This window comes from Rhizobium sp. PRIMUS64, from assembly GCF_023006465.1.
Taxonomy (GTDB): domain Bacteria; phylum Pseudomonadota; class Alphaproteobacteria; order Rhizobiales; family Rhizobiaceae; genus Rhizobium; species Rhizobium leguminosarum.
Genome location: NZ_JALBGX010000010.1, coordinates 26,035 through 46,018, shown reverse-complemented (window position 1 = coordinate 46,018; position 19,984 = coordinate 26,035). Strand labels below are relative to the sequence as shown.

The following is a 19,984-nucleotide window of genomic DNA, read 5'->3' as shown; positions in this document are numbered from 1 at the left end:
TGTCGACGATCCGCAGCAAGCCAGAGATTTCATGTCAATCGAAGAAAAACAAAAGCTGCAACGAAACGATCGCGTGACGATCCGGACGGTGGCAACTCACGCAGGCGTATCGGTCGCAGCGGTTTCCAAGGTGATGCGAAATGCCTACGGCGTCAGTGATGCGCTGCGCGCAAGGGTGACTGATGCCATCGAGGCACTCGCATATCGCCCCTCGCGGGCAGCTAGAGGGCTGCGTGGCCGGAGTTTCACCATCGGAGTGCTCCTGATCGATATCCGCAATCCTTTCCTTCCGGAGGTGATTGCCGGCGTGAACGGGGTGCTGGCGCCTTCGCATTACCAGGCGATGATCGGCGTCAGCGATGCGCGCGTGCAGCTGGAGACGTCGCTGATCGAATCGATGATCGACTACAAGATGGACGGCCTTATCCTCGTTGCGCCGCGTCTGCCCTCGGAGATCCTCGCAAAGTTCGCAGTCCAGATACCGATCGTCGCGGTCGGTTACCATGATGCCAGCGCTACGGCCTTCGATACCGTCAATGCCGACGATCAGCGCGGAGCGGAGATCGCCGTCGAAGCGCTTCTTGCCTGCGGCTATCGCGACATCGAAATGCTGAGCCTTGGCGAGCGCCAGGGGCACGCGGTCTCCGTCGTACGCCAGCGTGAGATCGGGTTTCGCCGGGCGATGCAGCGTGGCGGGCTCGGCTCCTCGCCAGCGATCGGCAAAATTCCCATTGCTTCGCCGAAGCGGGAAGAGACGATGCGAAAATTCCTGTCGAGGAAGGACAGGCCGCGCGCCGTATTCTGCTGGAGCGATCTCGACGCGATCACCCTTCTGAGCCTGGCTATGGAGATGGGCGTGCGCGTGCCCGAAGATCTGGCCGTCATCGGATACGACAATTCCCCGACCGCAGCACTCGGCCTCGTCAATCTCGCAAGCATCGATCAGTCGGGCAGGGAACTCGGTCAGGTCGCAACCCGGGCCCTCATTTCCAGAATAGAAGGCCGCACCGCTTCCGAGCATATTTTCCAGATACCGTCGCTGGTCAGCCGCAACAGCCTGACCCGTTCCGGCAATTCCACGGATAGATAATAGCGACGGCGCCGCGGTGTCTCTGTTCGTTGCCGTCGTTTTCAGTCGGATTGAAGGGGGCTGCCGCAAGACTGCCGCACGACCAGACGGCACGGCAATCTGGTGATGCCGGCAGGGACCGGTTCACCCTTGGAGAGGCCGAGGATTGCCAGGCCGGCGCGATGGCCCAGTTCCTTCAACTCCATGTCGATGGTGGTCAGCGGCGGTCGCGTCTGCCGTGCGACGACCTCCCAATTGTCGAAGCCGACCACGGCGACATCCGTGGGAATCTCCACATTAAGGTCGCGCAGCGCGTCGATGACCCCGCGGGCGATCTCGTCGCTGCCGCAGAAGATGGCGTCGGGCTTTGCGCCGGGCCGGGCAAACACCGTCTGAACGGCTTCGTGACCCCATTCCTCCGACCAGTCGCCGAACATCGCTTCGGCACCGTCGCCGCAGGCGTCGAGATAGGATTGGGCACGGATGCGAGCGGCCAGATAATCCCGCGGCCCGGTGATGTGGAGGATCCGCGATCGACCGAGCTCTTTCAGGTGATCGACGGCGAGGCGGGCGCCCTGTTCGTCATCCGGAAAGAAGGTGACGCTGTCAGCCGGCCCCTCGGCAAAGACGTAGACGACGGGTATCGGCAGGCGGGACAACTGGACTGGCGGCGTGAGGTCGAGGCGCGTCGCGGTGAATATGATGCCGTCGACCTGCCGGTCGAGAAGCGCCTCCAGGTGCAACTGGGCGAGCCGTGGATCATTGTTGGTGGCGCAGAGGAAGACGGAGACGCCGTGATCGACCAGTACCTCCGATACCCCTGCCGCCATCGGCAGCGTCAGTCGCCCATAGGTGTCGTTCGTCAGCATGCCGATCGCATGGCTTCGCTTGCTCAGCAACCCACGAGCGAGTGCATTAGGCCGAAATCCGATCTCCTCCGCCACGCGCCGAACCCGCTCGCGCGTCTCGGCATTCGTCCGGCCGGTGCCGTTCAGTGCGTTTGACGCCGTCGAAATGCTGACGCCCGCAGCCTTTGCCACGTCATAAATCGTCCGTCTGCGATCGCCCGTATTCTTCAAGATCTGCCTCGTGTTCGATCCATGATAAAAGCTTTTAGCAGAAAAGAATGAGCTGTTAAAAGGTTTTATCAACCGCACATCAGATTTATGCACACAGACTGTCGACATCAAAAAATTTCTGATCTAACGTTCATTTCGTCCGATGGCCTTGGGCCTGAACGAGAAAAAGGGGAACAAGCATGCTTCGACTGAAAACGACGATCACCGCTCTTGCACTGCTGGCAAGCTCTTCTCTCGCCAGCGCCGAAGAAATCACCCTATGGGTGCGCACGTCGTCCGGCGCCGTCCTTCAGGGGTTGGCCGACAAATACAACGCCTCGCACTCCGACAAGGTCAATGTCACCCAGATCACGGCCGAGCAGATGGTGCCGAAACTGGGTGCGGCGATTGCCGGCAGCGCGGCTCCTGACGGTGCCGTGCTCGACCTGATATATCTCCCGACCTTTGCCGCCGCGGACGGTCTCGAGGATATCTCCGACTTCGTGAAGGGCCTGCCGTATTCCGCGGCCATGAGCCCGTCGCACATCCGTCTTGCCACCTATGACGGCAAGATCTACGGCGTGCCGGCCCTGCCGGATGCCTCGATCATTGCTTATAATACCGATCTGTTCACCAAGGCCGGCCTTGATCCGAACAAGGCGCCGGCATCGATGGAGGAGATTGCCGCCGACGCTAAGAAGATCGCCGCGCTCGGCAACGAGACCTATGGCTTCTATTTCGTCGCCAATTCGGGAAGCTGGCTGATCTACGACTTCCTGCCGCATCTGTGGGCCGCCAATGCCGATGTGCTGAGCGATGACGGCCGCAGCGCCACGGTCGATACGCCGGCGCTGCGTGAGACCATCGCTGCCTATCGCGATATGTGGAAGGCCGGTGCGATCCATCCGACCTCGCGTTCCGGCAACGGCAACAATGCCGTCGAGGCCTTCGCCTCGGGCAAGGTCGGCATCCTGATGACCGGCTCCTACATCGTCAATCTGCTGACCAGCAAATATCCCGACGTGAAATTCGCCGTCGCACCGATCCCCGGGCCGAAGGGCGGTGAATCGAGCTTTGCCGGCGGTGATACGCTTTCCCTGATCAAGGGCATCAGCGAAGAGAAGAAGAAAGTCGCGCTCGACTTCGTCAATTTCTACATGCAGCCCGAGCAGCAGGTCTACATCACCCAGGAATCGGGGATGCCGTCGCGCACCGACCTCGCAGCGGAAGCCTATGCGAAGTTCGACCAGCGCAATCTCGTCGCCTACAATATCCTCGCCAAGGCGCGCACGCCCTACACATTTTCGTCCGACGAACTCTTCGTCAGCCGCACCGGGCCCTTCCTCAATCTGATCCAGGGCACGATCTTCGGTGACGACGTCGACGGAACGATCGCCAAGACGCAGGCCGACTTCACCCGTATCCTCGAACGCACCAATCCGAACTAAGCTGACACGTTTCGGCAGGGTGTCCGCGGATGCCCTGCCGTCCCTTTCACATCTCGACTTTCAAGCGGAAGGAGGAGTTGCGGTGATATCCTCGACACTTCGCAGCCGGAGGCGCGCAGTCGCGACCGGAGAACCGGAGCCAAAGGGTTGGCTTGGCCTTGCCTTCATCCTGCCGGGCCTGCTGTTCATCGTCGTGCTTTTCCTCGTGCCGCTTGTCATGACGGTCTGGATGAGCTTCTACAACTGGCCGCTTCTCGGCCGGACCAAATTCATCGGCCTTTCCAACTATGCCGAGCTGATCGGCGATACCCAGCTCTGGCATTCCCTGGGTTTCACGCTGCTCTACACGGTGCTGGTCACGGCTGCGATCTTCCTGGTGGCCTTTCCTCTGGCGCTGCTCGTCGACCGGCCGCTGCGGATCGCCGGCTTTTTCCGCACGATCTATTTCATGCCCGTCGTCATCGGCTTCGGGGCGGCCTCGACATTGTGGATGTGGCTGCTCAATCCCGATAGCGGTGTCTTTGCGCAGCTGCTGCGCGGAGCGGGCATCATCGACAGCGCGCCGAGGCCGCTCGAAAGTTTCTGGCCGGCACTCGGCGTCGTCATCCTGATGGTCGTCTGGAAAACAGCGGGCTTCACGATGATCATCCTTCTGACCGGCCTTCAGGGCATCTCGAACGATGTCATCGAAGCGGCCAGGATCGACGGCGCCAGCGTCTGGAGCCGGTTTCGCCGCATCACGCTGCCTTTGATGAGGAATTCGGTCGTCCTGGCGCTTGTCCTCAACGTCACCTCATCGATGCTGGCCTTCGACCAGTTCTTCATCATCACCCAGGGCGGCCCCGAGAACAGCACGATCTCCGCGGTCTTCTCGATCTATCTCGCCTCGTTCTCATCCTACCGTCTCGGTTATGGCTCGGCGATCTCCTTTGCCCTGCTCGTCGTGCTGGTGGCGATCAGTGCGATACAGTTCGTCCTGCTGCGCCAGCGGCCGGAGGAGGGTTGATGGAACGGCTCAACCACAAGCTCGCAGCGAAGCCGGCGAGCGAGCGGCTCGGTTATCTCGCCTTCGTTCTGACGGCATGCGTCTTTGCCGTCTTCTTCGTGATGCCGATCGTCTGGTCCTTTGCCAATTCCTTCAAGCCCGCGGCCGCAGCACTTGCCGATCCGGCAGCGCTCTTCTCGAAAGCCTTCTCGCTCGAAAACTACCGCCGTCTCGAACATGTCGGCGCCGGCTGGTACGTCTATGCCGGCAATTCGGTGCTGATCGCTGCCGGAACGGTGATCCTGACGGTGCTCGTCTCGGTGCCGGCGGGATACGGCTTTTCGAAATTCCGTTTTCCCGGTCAGTCACTGCTCTTCGTGCTGATCATGGCGACGATGATGATCCCGTTCCAGTCGATCCTGACGCCGCTTTTCCTGATCCTGAAAGTCTTCCGGCTGCAAAATAGCCTTTTCGGCCTGGTGCTGATCTATGTGACCTTCCAGCTTCCCTTTTCCGTTTTCATGATGCGCAACGCCTTCGATGCGGTGCCGAAGGCGCTGATTGAAGCGGCGCGGATAGATGGCGCGTCGCAGGCGACGATCCTGCGCCGGATCATGCTGCCGATCGCGCTTCCCGGTGTTGCCACCGTTGCGATGTTCGCCTTCCTGAATTCCTGGAACGAATTCCTCGCCGCCCTCATCTTTCTGTCCGACCAGAACAAGTTCACGCTGCCGATCATGCTGGTGAATGTTTCGTCGGGCATCTACGGCATCATCGACTGGGGCGCACTTCAGGCCGGCATAGCCGTGACCATGGTCCCGTGCATCCTGCTTTTCCTTCTCTTGCAACGATATTACGTGCGCGGCCTAACGGCCGGCGCCGTGAAGTAACGGCGCTCGTTCCGCTCAGGAGTCCTCATGACCAGCTCACCTCGTTTTCAACCGGCACGCGCTGCGGGACGGCAGCGATACAGGCCCGCCGACCATTCCAGCGTCGTATTCCATGGCGGTTTCTGGCAGAGCTGGACGGAGACGGTCCGCAACGTCACCATCCCGACGCAGCACAAGCGGCTGGAAGAAGAGGGCTTCCTCGAGGTGCTCGATTTTGACAAGCCGGCCGGGCCGCTGGTGCGCCCGATCCAGCCGAGCGGACTGTCGATGCAGCATTTCTTCGATTCCGATTTCGGTAAATGGATCGAGGCCGCAAGTTACACGCTGAAGGCTCACCCGAATGCTGCGCTCGAAACGAAGATCGATGATATCGTCGCAAAGCTCGAAAAAGGGCAGATGGCGGATGGCTACCTCAACAGCTGGTTCATTCGCCGCGCGCCGGACAGGCGCTGGACCAACCTGCGCGACCTGCACGAGATGTATTCGATGGGCCACCTGCTGGAAGGCGCTGTCGCCTACTACGAGGCGACGGGAAAGCGTCGTTTCCTCGATGTAATGATCCGCGCCGTCGACCATATCATCGCCACCTTCGGCGCGGAGCCCGGAAAGCTCAGAGGTTACGATGCCCATGAGGAAATCGAGCTGGCGCTGGTCAAGCTCTATCGCGTGACGCGCGATCCGCGGCATCTGAAGCTTGCGACCTACTTCGTCGACGAACGTGGCCGGATGCCCTCATATTACGACGAGGAGGCTCGCAAGCGCGGCGAGAGCCCTGATGATTACGTCTACAAGACATATGCCTATAGCCAGGCCCATATGCCGGTGCGCGACCAGCACCAGGTCGTCGGCCATGCGGTCCGCGCCATGTACCTGTTTTCTGCGATGGCGGATCTCTCCCATGAAAATGACGATCCGACATTGAAGGAAGCCTGCGACCGGCTTTTCGACAATCTGGTCAGCCGCCAGCTCTACGTGACCGGCGGCCTTGGCCCGTCGGCATCCAATGAAGGGTTTACCCGGGAATTCGACCTGCCGAACGAGACAGCCTATGCCGAGACATGCGCAGCCGTCGCGCTCGGCTTCTGGAGCCATCGCATGGCGCAGGTCGATCTCGATAGCAAGTTCACCGACAGGCTGGAAACGGTGCTCTACAACGGCGCGCTTTCCGGCATCTCGCGCGACGGCGAGCATTATTTCTATGAGAACGTCCTTGAAAGCCACGGGCAGCACCGCCGGTGGAAATGGCATTACTGCCCCTGCTGCCCGACCAACATTGCCCGTTTCATCACGTCGCTCGGCCAATATTTCTATTCCACGGGTGATCATGAGCTCGCCGTCCATCTCTACGGCACCAATTCCGCCGAGCTGACAGTCGGCGACAGCTTCGTGCGCCTGATCCAGGAGACGCAATATCCCTGGGATGGCGACATCAGCCTGCGGTTGGCCGTCGAGCGGCCAAGCCGGTTTCAGCTTCGTCTTCGCATCCCCGGATGGTGCAGGCAGGCGCAGGTCTCGGTCAACGGTGCTGCCGTCGATCTCGATCAATGCGTGACGAAGGGTTATGCCGCAATATCAAGGGAATGGCGCAATGGTGACGAGGTCCGCATCGGCTTCTCGATGCCGGTCGAGCGCATCTACGCGCATCCTGCCGTCTCCGAAGACGGCGGACGCGTCGCACTGCGGCGCGGGCCTGTCGTCTATTGCATCGAGGAGACCGACCTCGGCGGCGAGCCGCAGCGGCTCCGCCTGCCGGCATCTGAGGAAATTTCTGCCCGTTACGATGCCGCGCTTCTCGGCGGAGCGACCGTCCTCGAAGGCACTGCGCTCGAAGCCGATATAGCCGATTGGCAGAATGTGCTCTATCGCACCGCGCCTCCCTCGCTAAAGGAGCGGCCCTTCACGGCGATCCCCTATCACCTCTGGGCCAATCGCGAGCCCGGAGCGATGGCGATCTGGTTGCAGGAGGTCTAGGAGAAAACCATGGCACGGCTGGAACTCAAGAGCATCGTCAAATCCTATGGCATCTACGAGGCCGTGCGCGGCATCAGCCTTGACATCGAAGACAATGAATTCGTCGTTTTCGTGGGCCCGTCGGGATGCGGAAAATCGACGACATTGCGCATGATTGCGGGTCTCGAACACATTACCGGCGGTGAGATCGTGATCGGCGACCAGGTCGTCAACCGGCTCGGCCCGGGCAAACGCGATATCGCCATGGTCTTTCAGAACTACGCGCTCTATCCGCACATGACGGTGCGGGAGAATATTTCGTTCTGCCTGGAGCAGCAGAAGCTCGCCAAGAGCGAGATCGACGCGCGTATCATCAGGGCGGCGGAAACCCTGCATATCAGCGAGCTGCTCGGCCGGCGCCCGGGCCAGCTTTCGGGCGGCCAGCGCCAGCGCGTCGCGATGGGGCGTGCGATCGTGCGGAACCCGAAAGTCTTTCTCTTCGACGAGCCGCTGTCTAACCTCGATGCCAAGCTTCGCGTGCAGATGCGCACGGAGATCAAGCGGCTGCACCAGCTGTTGCCGACGACGACCGTCTACGTCACACACGACCAGGTCGAGGCGATGACCATGGCGGATCGTGTCGTGGTGATGAATGGTGGCATCATCGAACAGGCGGGACCGCCGCAGGCGCTCTATCATCGGCCCGTCAGCCAGTTCGTCGCCGGCTTCATTGGCTCACCGTCGATGAATTTCCTGTCCGCGACGCTGCTATCAGGAGAGAAGGGTCTCGTCGTCAAACTGACTGACGGTAGCGAGCTTCCGGTGCCTGAGGCGCGCGCCGGCGACTATGCCAGCCATGTCGGCAAATCAGTCGTGTTCGGGATCAGGCCGGAATCGATCACCGACCGCCAGGCCCGTCCTGGTTATGCCGACATCGAAGCTAAGATTGATCTTGTGGAGCCACTCGGGCCGGAGACCATGGTCTATTTCGGCATCGGCGAGACAAGTCTTTGCGCCTGCATCGATCCCGAGAGCGGGCCCAGGCCGATGTCGACTGTGCCGCTCTCGTTCAACATGAACCAGATGCATCTGTTCGATCCGGCGACCGGCCGGTCGCTGGCGCTTGCCTGAACTGCAAACACGGAAAGGCCGGCAACCGCGGGGTCGCCGGCCTCGTTGATCAGGCAGCCTGGCGGATCTTCGAAGGACGCGTGGCAGCGGCCTTCTCGACCATGGCGGTGACTTCGGCGCGGCGGGCACCCGAAAGCGGCAGGCGCGGCAGGCGGACGCGCTCGGAGCCGCGGCCCATGATCTGCTCGGCAAGCTTGATCGACTGCACGAGATCGTGTTCGGCATCGAGGTGCAGAAGCGGCATGAACCAGCGATAGATCTTGCGGGCCTCTTCCCAGTCGCCGCGTTCGGCGGCGGCAACGAGCTGCACGGATTCCTCCGGGAAGGCGCTGGTCAAGCCCGAGACCCAGCCCTTGGCGCCGAGCATCAGGCCTTCAAGCGCTACGTCGTCGAGACCTGCGAAGATATCGAAACGATCGCCGAATTCATTGATGAGATCGGTGAAGCGGCGCGGATCCGGCGCACTTTCCTTGACCGCCTTGATGTTCGGCACGTCGGCAAGCACCTTCAGCACATCGGCGCCGATATTGACGCGGTATGCCGGCGGGTTGTTGTACAGCATGATCGGCAGCGAGGTCGCTTCGGCGACGGTGCGGAAATGTGCAATCAGCTCTTCGGGCTTCGGCACATAAACCATGGCCGGCAGCAGCATAAGTCCGTCGGCGCCGAGCTTTTCGGCGTCGCGAGCATAGGCGACGGCACGGCGCGTGTCGAATTCGGACACGCCCGTCACCACGGGAACGCGGCCGTTGACGACCTCGACGGCAGCTTTCAAGATCGTGCGCTTCTCCTCGGGGTCCAGCGAGTTGTTCTCGCCACATGTGCCCATGACGATCAGTCCATTGACGCCATCGTTTACAAGCGCGTCCTGGACGCGCTGGGTCGAGGGCAAATCAACGGAAAGATCTTCGTTGAACTGTGTCGTTACGGCGGGAAATACGCCCTTCCATCCTGTGGTCATTGATCGAGCCTCGTTGAAATTAGTTGCCTTATATACAAACTGTCGACAAGATTCAATGATGTGAGCTTACAAATTTGAGGCCCCCGAAGACCGACATTGCGGGAATCGGCCGAAACGAAATACAAGGCTCTAACGAAAGAGGGCGGACGAATGCGGAACGACGCGGAAAATGTGCGGGTGCGCGGCTCTGGCACGCAGAGCGTCTATGTGACGCTCAGGCGGGAAATCCTGTCGATGGCGCTGGAACCCGGCAGTCCGCTCGACGAGGTGCGCCTGTCGGAACGTTTCCGGATGTCGCGGACTCCCATTCGCGAGGCGCTGTTGCGACTCGCCGCCGACGGGCTCGTCACGACGCTCCCGAACAGGAACACGATCGTTGCGACAATCGATTTCGCAAGCCTGCCCACCTATTTCGAAGCGTTGACGCTGATGTACCGGGTGACGACCCGTGGCGCGGCGCAACGGCGAAACGGCGACATCATGAAGACCGTCCGCCGGCATCAGAAGGACTTCGCCGATGCCGTTGCCGCGCGCGATGCCTATGCGATGATCGAGGCGAACCGCGAATTTCACGTCGCGATTGCCGAACTTGCCGGCAATTCCTATTACACCGCCTTCTTCGCCAGGCTGCTCGACGAGGGCCGCCGCATCCTGCGCCTTTACTACTCGACATTCGACGACCGTCTGCCGCGCCAGTATGTCGACGAACACGAGGAGATCATCGCCGCGATCGAGGCCGGTGACGTCGAGCGGGCCGACCGCCTGGCGATCGCCCACGCCGGGCAGATCGTTCGCCAGATCCAGGAATATATCGCCCGCGACCTGGATCGGCCGGTGGCGATCAGCATGTCCTGATGCGACGAGAGCAATGAACCGTTCGAGCCTCAGGGGGCGAGGGGGCCGCTCTGCTCCCTGACCAAGGTCATCAGCCTGCGCAGGACAGCCGCCGATTGGCGGACACCGTCGTGCTCGAATTCGTTGGTCACCCATGCCTGCACGTTGGCGACGTGGCGCGCTGTTTCGAGCGAAAGCCCGGCATCGACATACATGTCGTCATGATAGATGACGGCGGCGACCGGCACCTCATTTACAGCGAGACGTGCCGGGGCATAGAGCGGCACGTAGCGCTCATGCGTGGCCAGCGCCTCGACACCCGCCCTGAAAGCCCTGAGCGAGCGAATTTCCTCGAACATCCAGGGATACATCATCTCCCCCGTCAACAGCAGCGGCCGCCGGTCGCCGGCAAAGGCCGGATGCTCGGCGCGGATGCGTTCGGCCGCCCAGGCAGTCGGCGTCCCGGCCTGGCCATAGATGCTTTCCTGCAAAACGGCGAAGAGCGGATTGTCGTCATAGGAGGTCAGCGACATCACGGACGCGAGGAAGCGATCAGAGAGACGGTCTTCATTGGGACCGGAGAAAGCCTCGTCGACCAGCCAATGGATGTTCTCGTAACCCGGCGCCATGCCGAAATCGATGCCGATAGTCTGAAAGCGGCGAACGGATAGGCGATCGCCATCGGGCAGCCGCACCTCGTTGGCCTCGATATAGTCGGCGATCCGGCTGATGCGCTCGGCATCCCCGGGGTAGCGGCGGTAATAGGCGGCGTTCTTTTCGGCGACGCGCGGGTAGGTGCGCCGATAGACATCATCGGCCGTCGCCCCAAGGCCGGCAAGGCCGCCGGTGACATAACAGGCGGAAAGTCCCTCCGGCGCCTTCGAGAGATAGGTAAGCGTCAGGAAGCCGCCATAGCTCTGGCCGAGCGTCTGCCAGCGTCCGCCGCCGAAGACGGTTTTCCTCAGATGTTCGCAATCGGCAACGATGCTGTCGGCACGAAAGAGGGTGAGATAGTCGGCTGCGGCCCTGCCGTCGGCAAAGTGCTCCATCGTCGCACTTTCGATCCGGCTGCTGCGCCCAGTGCCGCGCTGGTCGATCAGGATAACGCGGTGCGTCTTCAGGGCTTCGGCAAGCCATGGCGGCCCGCCATTGCTCGGCCGCGGCGATTTTCCGCCAGGGCCGCCTTGCAGGAAAGCCAGCAACGGCAATGTTTCGCGACGGCGGGCGGGATCGCATACTTCGCGTGCGAAAACCCGGATCGTCTCCCCCTCCGGCTTCGACCAATCCAGGGGAACGTCGACCATATGATCGCGTATCAGCATGCCCGGTATGGTGTATTCGACCGCCATCGCCATCTCCTCATTTTTCATGTCGACATATTGCCTACAGCGGCATTAGTGTCGGTTCAAGATCCCCGCTGCAAGGCGAGGGCTTCATCGATCTGGAAGCGCAGGAAAAGCAGGAAGACAACATGTCATGGCAGCATACGGTACCCCGCATAACTGAGGACGAACGGCAGAACCGCCTCGCCAGGCTTCGCAAAATGATCGAAGCCGGAGGCTTGGCTGCCGTGCTTCTTGGACCGACCGAAAGCCTGCGTTACTTCACGGGGCTGGTCTGGCATCCGAGCGAGAGGTTCCTCGGCGCGCTCGTCACGCAAGCGACCATTTCCTACATCGTGCCGGGGTTCGAGCGCAGCCGTGTCGAAACGCTGCCGCATCTGCCGGGGGAAATCCTGGTCTGGGAAGAGGAGGAGAGCAGCGCCGCTCTCATCGCCCGCCTTGTTGCCCAGGGCGGCAGACTTGCCCTCGACGATGGTTTGCCGCTTTTCTTCTATCATGCATTGGCAGCGGAGATGGGCGAGGCGAGGCTTGCCGATGGCGGGCGACTGATCCGCGACCTGCGTTGCATAAAATCGGCCGCGGAGATTGCCCTCATTCAGTATGCGATGGACCTGACACTTGACGTCCACAGGCAAGTGCATGGGCTTTTGAAGCCGGGCATCAAATCATCCGAAGTGGTGGATTTCATCGACCGGCAGCATCGCCAGGCCGGCGCCGATGCCGGCTCGACATTCTGCATCGTCTCCTTCGGCGCGGCGACCTCGCTTCCGCATGGCGCCGACGGCGATCAGGTCCTTGGTCGCGACGACGTCATTCTCGTCGATACCGGCTGCCGGATCGACGGTTATCATTCCGATATCACCAGGACCTATATGCTAGAGGGCGGCAACAGCGCGTTCGAACGGGCTTGGTGGATCGAGCGCGAGGCGCAACAGGCCGTCTTCGACGCGGCCCGGATCGGCGCCGCCTGCTCGAGCCTCGACGATGCGGCCCGCAAGGTGCTTGCCAAACACTCCCTCGGCCCCGACTATCGCCTGCCAGGTTTGCCGCATCGCGCCGGTCATGGCCTCGGGCTCGAGATCCACGAGGAACCCTACATCGTTCGCGGCAACGACGCGCCGCTTGCCGCCGGCATGTGTTTTTCCAACGAACCGATGATCGTCTTCCCCGGGGAATTCGGGATCCGGCTGGAAGACCATATGTACATGACCGACGAGGGACCGTGCTGGCTCACCAATCCAGCGGCAGGACCGACCGAGCCATTCTCCTGAGCGGGCACCATCTCCTGCCCGCTCTCGTCCGGCAGATCCAGCAATATATTGCCCGCGATCTCGACCGACCGCTGGCGATCAGCCTATCCTGAAGCGACAGGATTCAAGAGGCGGAGGCTATCCCAGCCTGAACGTTGGCGATATGGCGGTTGGTTCTCGCGGCATCGGACATATCGACGGGACCCAGGGCTGCCTGCAATTCGATCGATAAAGTATTTCTTCGCAAACGTTACTTGCTTTCTGACGTAGTACAAGGTTGACTGCGGTTAAACCTGCAGTGTTGAGGATAGGATGATGGACTTGTTCAGAAAGGATGAGGATGACTCCGCGCAATTGCAGAAAATGACACTGAATGGTAGATATAGAAATATAGCAGCGATGCTTTCGGTAGCAGTGGTTGTCTTTTCTGTATTCTTGATATCGCTTGGCGCTTTAATCGAATTTTTTCAACCTGAGTTTTTTCCAAACGTCATTCTCGATGACGTCCCTTTGCACTACATCGCCTGGTTCATGATTACCTTCGGGATAACTATCGTTGTCATCAACGTGATTTTGGCAGCAAGACGGGAGATCGATCAAGAGAGAGCAGAAAAGATGCTTCCATCGGATATGGTCGAGATCAAAAGGCAGGCTTTGCGTGACCTGCGGACGCATCGAAACTGGTATGCGCGATCCTCCAGGGTGAATCAGTATCTCTGGAATTTTCTCACATTGGGGATCATCGTTCTGAGCGGCCTCTCTTCATTATTTTCGGCTTATGGCACGATTATCCCCCAATGGCTCCCAATGGCGACCTCCGCGCTCGTGGCGCTTTTCGGCACGATCATTGTTCAATTCCGCATCCGGGACGTCTGGCAATTGAGAGAGCAGGGAAGGGTCGAAGCGGAGATGCTGGTCGCCGAGGCTCATCTCATTGACATAACGGATGAGCTAGCGACGCTCAAACAGGCCGTCGCTCTTAGAAAGCGCGCTCATGCGCTGGAGATGAAGCAACTCAACCAGTTCTTTGTAGGGACCACCGCAGCCAATCCCTGAGCCCTTGTCGGCATTCGGCGGCGGGATCGACCGAGCCGTTCTCCTGAGCGGGCGCCATCTTGCCCGCTCAGGTAAGCCAGCTCACCCGCGCTAGAGCCTTTCCGGGTTAGATTGAAGCATTCTGCCGGAGCAGATTTTCGTCAGGGCAGAGGCGATTGGCGACGGGCATACCTCCCGGTACGTCCGAGCCGATCGCCTTTGATCCTGGCGGAAAGATGCCCGGCCCTTCGGGTTGGCTGAAACGGGCCAGCTGATCGACCGGCCGGCTTGGCCGTAGAACTGGGCTACGACGCGCGCCGGCCGGTCGACCATCCGACTCCGTTTGAGCCAACAGAATGTTTCAATCTAACCCGGAAAGGCTCTAGTCCTGAATGCCAGCCGCGCTCCCTGGCTTGAGCTTGACCTCGATGACCGGGACCACGATCTGAGGTCGACGCACCGGCAGGACGAATGTCAGTTGATCTTCGCCGACGGGGAACTGCGTGTTCGCCCACAGCGTATTGGCGGATGGGCGCAACCAGGTGACCTCGCTGCCATCATGCAGGAATTGCGCATATTCAATCTTGCCTGCCAGCGCATCGAAATGCAGATGGCGATAAGGCCAGTTGAAGAGGTGGATGTAGAGACGATCGCCATTCTGGGTCAGGCGGCAGTCGGCCGGAGCGGTGAAGTCGGACTGGGTGCAGCCGACGATGCTGCGCTGGTGCAGTGCCATCCACTCCTCATAAGCGGCAAGGGCTGCAATCGCGCGGTGGTCGAGCGTGCCGCGCGCCGTCGGCCCGACATTCATCAGCAGATTGCCGCCCATGGCAACGGTGCCGACCAGCATCTGCACCAGTTGTTCCGTGCTCTTCCAGGTGTCCTCGTCGCGGTGATAGCCCCAGGAACCGCTGAGCGTGTGGCAGGCTTCCCAGACAACGCGTCTGCCATCGCGGAGCGGACGGGCGCGCGGCATATATTGCTCCGGCGTGACGATGTCGGGCTGCAGGCCGGCGAGATCGAGCCGGTTGTTGATGATGATGTCAGGGGCGAGTTCGCGCACCAGACGCACGAGTTTCTCGCTTTCCCAATCCTGATGGCCCTTTCCGACCAGCTCCCCGAGCTTCCATTGCGGATAGCTGAAATCGAACCACAGGATGTCGATCTGGCCGAACTCAGTCAGCAACTCGCGGACCTGCTCGCGCATGAAGGCGGCATAGCGCTGCATGTCCCGGCCTTCGTTGATTTTCAGCGCATCGGGATGGTTGCGTTGCGGATGGCGCGGATCGACGGTGAAGTCGGGATGATGCCAATCGATCAGCGAATAGTAGAATCCGATCCTCAGGCCCTCTGCGCGGAAGGCGTCGACGAACGGACCCAGGAGATCTCGTCCATAAGGCGTGTTGGTCACTTTGAAGTCGGTCGCCTTGGTATCCCAGAGGCAGAAGCCTTCATGGTGCTTGGTGGTCAGCACGACATATTTCATGCCGGCAGCCTTTGCACGTCTGGCCCATTCACTGGGGTCGTAGAGATCGGGATCGAAATGGTCGAAATATTTCTGGTAGTCGGCGTCGTTCAGTTCTTCGCGGCTCTTGACCCATTCATGGCGTGCCGGCAGTGCATAAAGCCCCCAGTGCACGAACATGCCGAACCGGTCGTGAACGAACCAGGCCTTCTTCTCCTCAGGCAGGGCCAGTGACTGCAGATTGTTGATATCCATCGGATATTCCTCCTGTTCCAAACTTTGAGAGTTGGAGCACGATGTCGTCCGAAAACCGCTCACACTTTTCGGCATCATGCTCCGGGGAGTTCAGGTTGTTTCGCGGATAATAAGCTCGGGCACGATGACGATGCCGTGCTGACGGTTTCTGGTGGCGATGCGGCTGAGCAGCAGACGCACGGCTTCCTCCCCCATTTCGCGTTTTTGCACCCGCAAGGTGGTGAGTGCCGGAGACAGCAGTTCGGCAGTCGGAATATCGTCGAAACCGATCAGGGCGATTTGCCCGGGGATCGAAATGCCGGCGGCCCGGCAGGCCTTCATCGCGCCGATCGCATTGAGGTCGTTGTAGCAGACAAGGGCATCGACGCCGGGCGCCTCCGCCAGCAATTGCGCGGCCGCCGTTTGGCCGCCCGCCGCGGTCGGATCGCAATAAACGATGCCTTGCGCCTTGAGCCCGTGGGCCGCCAGGGTCTTGCGAAAGCCGACAAGACGGCTCTTGCCGCCAAACGAACTGCGCGGCCCGGCGATAATCGCGATCCTGCGGCGCCCGCGCTCGACCAGATGGTCGATGGCACGCGACGCTCCCGTCTCGTAGTCGGTGACAATCGTCCCGGCGACCTCGTTGGGCGCCTCGCGATTGATGAGCACCACCGCACGGTGGGGCGCAAGCGCCTTATGCAGCGCGGCATCCGGCAGCCGCGGGCTGCAGACGATGATTCCGTCGACCCGGTGCCGCAGCAGCGTTTCGATGAGTTCTTCCTCTCGCTTGCTGTTCTCGACGACATTGGACAGAAGCAGGTTGTAGCCGGCAGCGCTTGCCGCATCCTCGGCTCCCCTGATGACTTCGGGAAAGAACGGATTGGTGATGTCGGGAACGAGAAGGCCGATGGCCTTCGATCGATCGGACCGCAATCCGCGCGCAAAGGGATTGGGCCGGTAATTGAGTTCGCTCGCCGCTAAAATAATCCGTTGACTTGTCTCCGCACTGGCTCCGCCCCGATCGTTGAGCACGCGCGATACCGTCATCGGCGACACCCCTGCGGCGCGGGCGACATCGGCGATGGTAATTTTGGGTTCTGGCTCTTTAGGGCGGCTCAACTGGATTGTCTCTTCAGAAGGGGCAGGAATTTACGATAACGATAACTAACATAATTTCCGGGAAAGCCAAGGCTGCTCTGACAAAGTATAAGGTGTCGAGAATCTCTTTGACAAGATTTAACGGTAACGATAACGTTCGAGAAAGAGGAGAATACGTTAACGATAACCTAGAGCAGAATATCGGGAGGAAAGAATGCAACACGTCAGAATCTTAAGACGGCAGGTTGTCTCGACCGTTGCCGCGGCGATCCTCATGGGTGCCGGCTGGGCCGGTGCCGCATTCGGCTTTGAGGAGTCGCCGGAACTGAAGGCGCTGGTCGATGCCGGCAAGCTGCCGCCGGTCGAAAAGCGCTTGCCCAAGGAGCCGCTGGTGCTCACTCCGCTTGAATCGATCGGTACCTATGGCGGCACCTGGCGCACGGCCACCTTTGGCGGTGGTGACAGCGAGATCGAGCGTTCGATCGGCTATACGAGACTGGTCCGCTGGAATCCGGAATGGACCGAGGTGATCCCCGATATCGCCAAGAGCGTCGAGGTCAATGACAATGCCACCGAATATACGTTCACATTGCGTGAAGGCACGCGCTGGTCGGACGGGGAGCCCTTTACCGCGGACGATCTGGTGTGGTGGAACGAGAACGTGCTGCGCAACACCAAGATCACGCCTGCAGCACCCGACTGGCTGACCGCCGGCGGAGAGACCGTCAAGGTCGAAAAGCTTGCCGACGACAAGGTCGTCTTCAAATTTGCCGCGCCGAACGGCCTGTTCCTGATGAACATGGCCACCGTGCGCGGCTCCGATATTCTGGCGGCCGCACCGGCCCACTACCTCAAGCAATTCCACAAGGATTTCAATCCCGATGGCGTCGACGCCCTGGTGAAGGCAGCCGGCGCAACCGACTGGGTCCAGCTCTTCAACAACAAGATCGGCTTTCCCGGCCGCTGGCGCGATCTCGGTCGTCCAACGCTTGATGCCTGGGTGTTGACCGCGCCCTATAATGGCACCACCCAGGTCGTCGCTGAACGCAATCCTTACTATGCCAAGGTGGATACCGCAGGAAACCAGCTGCCTTACTTCGATCGGATCACCATCGATGTGATGCAGGATACCCAGGCGATCATCCTGAAGGCGATCAGCGGCGAAATCGACATGCAGAACCGCTTCATCGAGACGACGGACGCCCGTACGGTGATCGTGCAGAACCAGGAGAAAGGCGGCTACGGCCTGTTCATCGCCCGGCCGGCCTGGTCGAACGCCCTGCTGATCACCCTCAACCAGACCCACAAGAATCCGGCCTTGCGCGCTGTCTTTTCCAACAAGGATTTCCGCATCGGCCTTAGCTACGCCATCAACCGCGAAGAGCTCAACCAGCTGATCTATGCCGGACAGGCCAAGCCTTATCAGGCAGCACCGCGTGAAGGCACCGCGCTCTACGACGAGAAGATGGCGACCCAGTATCTGGAGTATAATGTCGATCTCGCCAATCAGTATCTCGATAAGGCCGGCCTTACCAAACATGACGCCGAAGGCTATCGCCTCGGCCAGGACGGCAAGCGGATTACCTTTGCGATCGACGCCTTGACCGGAAGCCCGATCCAGGTGGACGCCCTCGAGATGATTCAGCGCTACTGGCGGGCCGTCGGCATCGACATGCAACCCCGCCCGGCCGAACGTTCGCTGATCTTCTCCCGCCTGCAAAACAATGAGAATGACGGCCTTGGATGGGTTGGCGGCGGTGGCTACGACTTCCTCGGCCTGCTCGATCCCAAATGGTATTTCCCGCACGAATATGAATCGAGCTTCGCGACGGCCTGGGGCCTCTATTACCAGAACCCCAAGGATCCGAACGCGCAAGAACCGAGCCCCGCTGCCAAGAAGCAGATGGATCTGTACCGGCAGGTGCAAGAAGCGCCGACGCTCGAAAAGCAGTTGGCCGCGATGAAGGAGCTGCTGGCGATTACCCGTGACGAATTCTACGTCATCGGCACCAACCTGGAGCCGGACCGCGTCGGCATCGTCAAGACCAATATGCGCAATGTCCCGAAGGTCATTCCCAGCACATCGTTCTACATGACACCGGGACCGGCCAAACCGGAGACCTTCTACTACCAACAGTAACGGCACGCGACCGACAGGGATGGCGTCCGCGGGCGCCGCCCCATCAACACCAGCCCAGTCCCAATCATCCAATCCGATCGGCGGTTGCCGATTGAAGGAGCTTGACATGGCCGGCTTCATCATCAGACGTCTGCTTTACATGATCCCGATGATGTTCGCGATCTCCGTCGTGACCTTCATCATCATCCAGCTGCCGCCCGGCGACTTCCTGACCGCGATGACCGCGCGCCTGGCCTCCCAGAACGAAACGATCGATCCCGGCGTCATTGCCGGCCTGCGTGAACGCTACGGCCTCGATCAGCCCTGGGCGGTCCAATACTGGAAATGGATCAGCGGCATCCTGCTGCGCGGCGATTTCGGCCAGTCCCTCGATTGGAACAAGCCGGTCAGCGAACTGATCTGGGCTCGCATGGGCCTGACGATGGTGGTCTCGGTCACCACGCTGCTCTTCGTCTGGGCGGTGGCCTTTCCGATCGGCATCTATTCGGCCGTACGGCAATATTCGGTGGGAGATTACTTCGCCACCTTCTTCGGCTTTCTCGGCCTAGCCATCCCGAATTTCCTGCTGGCGCTGGTGCTGATGTATGTTTCGGCACAATATTTCGGCCAAAGTACCGGCGGGCTGTTTTCGCCCGCCTATATCAATGCTGTCTGGAGCTGGGCCAAGCTCGGCGATCTCATTTCGCATATGTGGATCCCGGTCGTCGTTCTCGGCACCGGCGCCACGGCAGCGCTGATCCGAATTATGCGCGCCAACCTGCTCGACGAGCTCAACAAGCCCTATGTCGACATGGCTCGCGCCCGGGGCTTGAGCGAAATCCGGCTGCTGTTGAAATATCCGGTGCGGGTGGCGCTCAACCCCTTTGTCTCGACCGTCGGCTGGGTGCTGCCGCACCTCGTCTCCGGCTCGGTGGTGGTCTCCATCGTTCTCAGCCTGCCGATCACCGGGCCACTGCTGCTCAACGCCCTCTTTGCCCAGGACATGTATCTGGCCGGCACATTCATCCTGCTGATGAGCATGCTGACGCTGATCGGCACACTGATTTCGGATCTGCTGCTTGCCTGGCTTGATCCACGCATTCGCAACGGCTGA

General features: G+C 60.5%; 16 protein-coding genes. 11 read left to right on the top strand and 5 right to left on the bottom strand.

From position 1 onward, the window contains the following. Positions 1-31: 31 nt before the first annotated feature. Positions 32-1,090 (top strand): LacI family DNA-binding transcriptional regulator, encoded by a 1,059-nt coding sequence (locus tag MOV76_RS06475; RefSeq protein ID WP_247264102.1) that lies wholly within the window; start codon positions 32-34, stop codon positions 1,088-1,090. Positions 1,091-1,131: 41 nt separating this feature from the next. Here the strand turns inward: MOV76_RS06475 and MOV76_RS06470 are convergent, their stop codons facing one another. Beyond that, on the bottom strand, positions 1,132-2,148 hold the full coding sequence (locus tag MOV76_RS06470; protein WP_247264101.1) for a LacI family DNA-binding transcriptional regulator: 1,017 nt from the start codon (positions 2,146-2,148) through the stop codon (positions 1,132-1,134). 179 nt (positions 2,149-2,327) lie between these two features. On the opposite strand from MOV76_RS06470, the gene MOV76_RS06465 reads away from it, so the two are divergent. The 5 genes from MOV76_RS06465 to MOV76_RS06445 all read left to right on the top strand — a co-directional run bounded on the left by MOV76_RS06465 (position 2,328) and on the right by MOV76_RS06445 (position 8,531). Beyond that, on the top strand, positions 2,328-3,575 hold the full coding sequence (locus tag MOV76_RS06465) for a sugar ABC transporter substrate-binding protein (protein WP_247264100.1): 1,248 nt from the start codon (positions 2,328-2,330) through the stop codon (positions 3,573-3,575). Between the two features lie 82 nt (positions 3,576-3,657). Then, on the top strand, positions 3,658-4,581 hold the full coding sequence (locus tag MOV76_RS06460; protein ID WP_247264099.1) for a carbohydrate ABC transporter permease: 924 nt from the start codon (positions 3,658-3,660) through the stop codon (positions 4,579-4,581). Further along, on the top strand, positions 4,581-5,450 hold the full coding sequence (locus tag MOV76_RS06455; RefSeq protein WP_247264098.1) for a carbohydrate ABC transporter permease: 870 nt from the start codon (positions 4,581-4,583) through the stop codon (positions 5,448-5,450). The genes MOV76_RS06460 and MOV76_RS06455 overlap by 1 nt, the downstream gene beginning before the upstream one ends. A gap of 27 nt (positions 5,451-5,477) precedes the next feature. Next, positions 5,478-7,421: a glycoside hydrolase family 127 protein gene (locus tag MOV76_RS06450; RefSeq protein ID WP_247264097.1), complete on the top strand. Its 1,944-nt coding sequence runs from the start codon at positions 5,478-5,480 to the stop codon at positions 7,419-7,421. Positions 7,422-7,430: 9 nt separating this feature from the next. Beyond that, a complete protein-coding gene (locus tag MOV76_RS06445) occupies positions 7,431-8,531 on the top strand; it encodes an ABC transporter ATP-binding protein (protein WP_247264096.1) in 1,101 nt (366 codons plus the stop codon). 49 nt (positions 8,532-8,580) lie between these two features. Here the strand turns inward: MOV76_RS06445 and MOV76_RS06440 are convergent, their stop codons facing one another. Then, a complete protein-coding gene (locus tag MOV76_RS06440) occupies positions 8,581-9,492 on the bottom strand; it encodes a dihydrodipicolinate synthase family protein (RefSeq protein WP_018446088.1) in 912 nt (303 codons plus the stop codon). Between the two features lie 150 nt (positions 9,493-9,642). On the opposite strand from MOV76_RS06440, the gene MOV76_RS06435 reads away from it, so the two are divergent. Next, entirely contained in the window at positions 9,643-10,347 is a 705-nt protein-coding gene (locus MOV76_RS06435; protein WP_018446087.1) for a GntR family transcriptional regulator, read from the top strand. Between the two features lie 29 nt (positions 10,348-10,376). On the opposite strand, the gene MOV76_RS06430 is transcribed toward MOV76_RS06435, so the two are convergent. Then, on the bottom strand, positions 10,377-11,675 hold the full coding sequence (locus MOV76_RS06430; protein WP_028732347.1) for an alpha/beta fold hydrolase: 1,299 nt from the start codon (positions 11,673-11,675) through the stop codon (positions 10,377-10,379). 122 nt (positions 11,676-11,797) lie between these two features. Here MOV76_RS06430 and MOV76_RS06425 point away from each other — a divergent pair, with 122 nt between their 5' ends. Both MOV76_RS06425 and MOV76_RS06420 read left to right on the top strand, forming a co-directional pair. Further along, a complete protein-coding gene (locus tag MOV76_RS06425) occupies positions 11,798-12,940 on the top strand; it encodes a Xaa-Pro peptidase family protein (RefSeq protein WP_028732348.1) in 1,143 nt (380 codons plus the stop codon). Positions 12,941-13,234: 294 nt separating this feature from the next. Then, entirely contained in the window at positions 13,235-13,975 is a 741-nt protein-coding gene (locus MOV76_RS06420) for a DUF4231 domain-containing protein (RefSeq protein ID WP_018246736.1), read from the top strand. A 361-nt stretch (positions 13,976-14,336) separates the two neighbouring features. Here MOV76_RS06420 and MOV76_RS06415 read toward each other — a convergent pair whose 3' ends face one another. Beyond that, a complete protein-coding gene (locus tag MOV76_RS06415) occupies positions 14,337-15,749 on the bottom strand; it encodes an alpha-L-fucosidase (protein WP_164903190.1) in 1,413 nt (470 codons plus the stop codon). Positions 15,750-15,764: 15 nt separating this feature from the next. Further along, positions 15,765-16,772: a LacI family DNA-binding transcriptional regulator gene (locus MOV76_RS06410; RefSeq protein ID WP_080671757.1), complete on the bottom strand. Its 1,008-nt coding sequence runs from the start codon at positions 16,770-16,772 to the stop codon at positions 15,765-15,767. A 193-nt stretch (positions 16,773-16,965) separates the two neighbouring features. On the opposite strand from MOV76_RS06410, the gene MOV76_RS06405 reads away from it, so the two are divergent. Together MOV76_RS06405 and MOV76_RS06400 are read left to right on the top strand one after the other, a co-directional pair. Next, entirely contained in the window at positions 16,966-18,891 is a 1,926-nt protein-coding gene (locus MOV76_RS06405; protein WP_028732351.1) for an ABC transporter substrate-binding protein, read from the top strand. 106 nt (positions 18,892-18,997) lie between these two features. Continuing rightward, positions 18,998-19,984 carry an ABC transporter permease gene (locus MOV76_RS06400; RefSeq protein WP_018246741.1) on the top strand — a complete coding sequence of 329 codons (987 nt, stop codon included), beginning with the start codon at positions 18,998-19,000 and terminating at the stop codon, positions 19,982-19,984.

What these genes read in the sequence shown, in the direction of transcription:
- MOV76_RS06475 (WP_247264102.1), top strand. Translation starts at nt 32, where the DNA reads ATGTCAATCGAAGAAAAACAAAAGCTGCAACGAAACGATCGCGTGACG.
- MOV76_RS06465 (WP_247264100.1), top strand. Translation starts at nt 2,328, where the DNA reads ATGCTTCGACTGAAAACGACGATCACCGCTCTTGCACTGCTGGCAAGC.
- MOV76_RS06455 (WP_247264098.1), top strand. Translation starts at nt 4,581, where the DNA reads ATGGAACGGCTCAACCACAAGCTCGCAGCGAAGCCGGCGAGCGAGCGG.
- MOV76_RS06450 (WP_247264097.1), top strand. Translation starts at nt 5,478, where the DNA reads ATGACCAGCTCACCTCGTTTTCAACCGGCACGCGCTGCGGGACGGCAG.
- MOV76_RS06445 (WP_247264096.1), top strand. Translation starts at nt 7,431, where the DNA reads ATGGCACGGCTGGAACTCAAGAGCATCGTCAAATCCTATGGCATCTAC.
- MOV76_RS06440 (WP_018446088.1), bottom strand. Translation starts at nt 9,492, where the DNA reads ATGACCACAGGATGGAAGGGCGTATTTCCCGCCGTAACGACACAGTTC.
- MOV76_RS06435 (WP_018446087.1), top strand. Translation starts at nt 9,643, where the DNA reads ATGCGGAACGACGCGGAAAATGTGCGGGTGCGCGGCTCTGGCACGCAG.
- MOV76_RS06430 (WP_028732347.1), bottom strand. Translation starts at nt 11,675, where the DNA reads ATGGCGGTCGAATACACCATACCGGGCATGCTGATACGCGATCATATG.
- MOV76_RS06425 (WP_028732348.1), top strand. Translation starts at nt 11,798, where the DNA reads ATGTCATGGCAGCATACGGTACCCCGCATAACTGAGGACGAACGGCAG.
- MOV76_RS06420 (WP_018246736.1), top strand. Translation starts at nt 13,235, where the DNA reads ATGGACTTGTTCAGAAAGGATGAGGATGACTCCGCGCAATTGCAGAAA.
- MOV76_RS06415 (WP_164903190.1), bottom strand. Translation starts at nt 15,749, where the DNA reads ATGCCGAAAAGTGTGAGCGGTTTTCGGACGACATCGTGCTCCAACTCT.
- MOV76_RS06405 (WP_028732351.1), top strand. Translation starts at nt 16,966, where the DNA reads ATGCAACACGTCAGAATCTTAAGACGGCAGGTTGTCTCGACCGTTGCC.
- MOV76_RS06400 (WP_018246741.1), top strand. Translation starts at nt 18,998, where the DNA reads ATGGCCGGCTTCATCATCAGACGTCTGCTTTACATGATCCCGATGATG.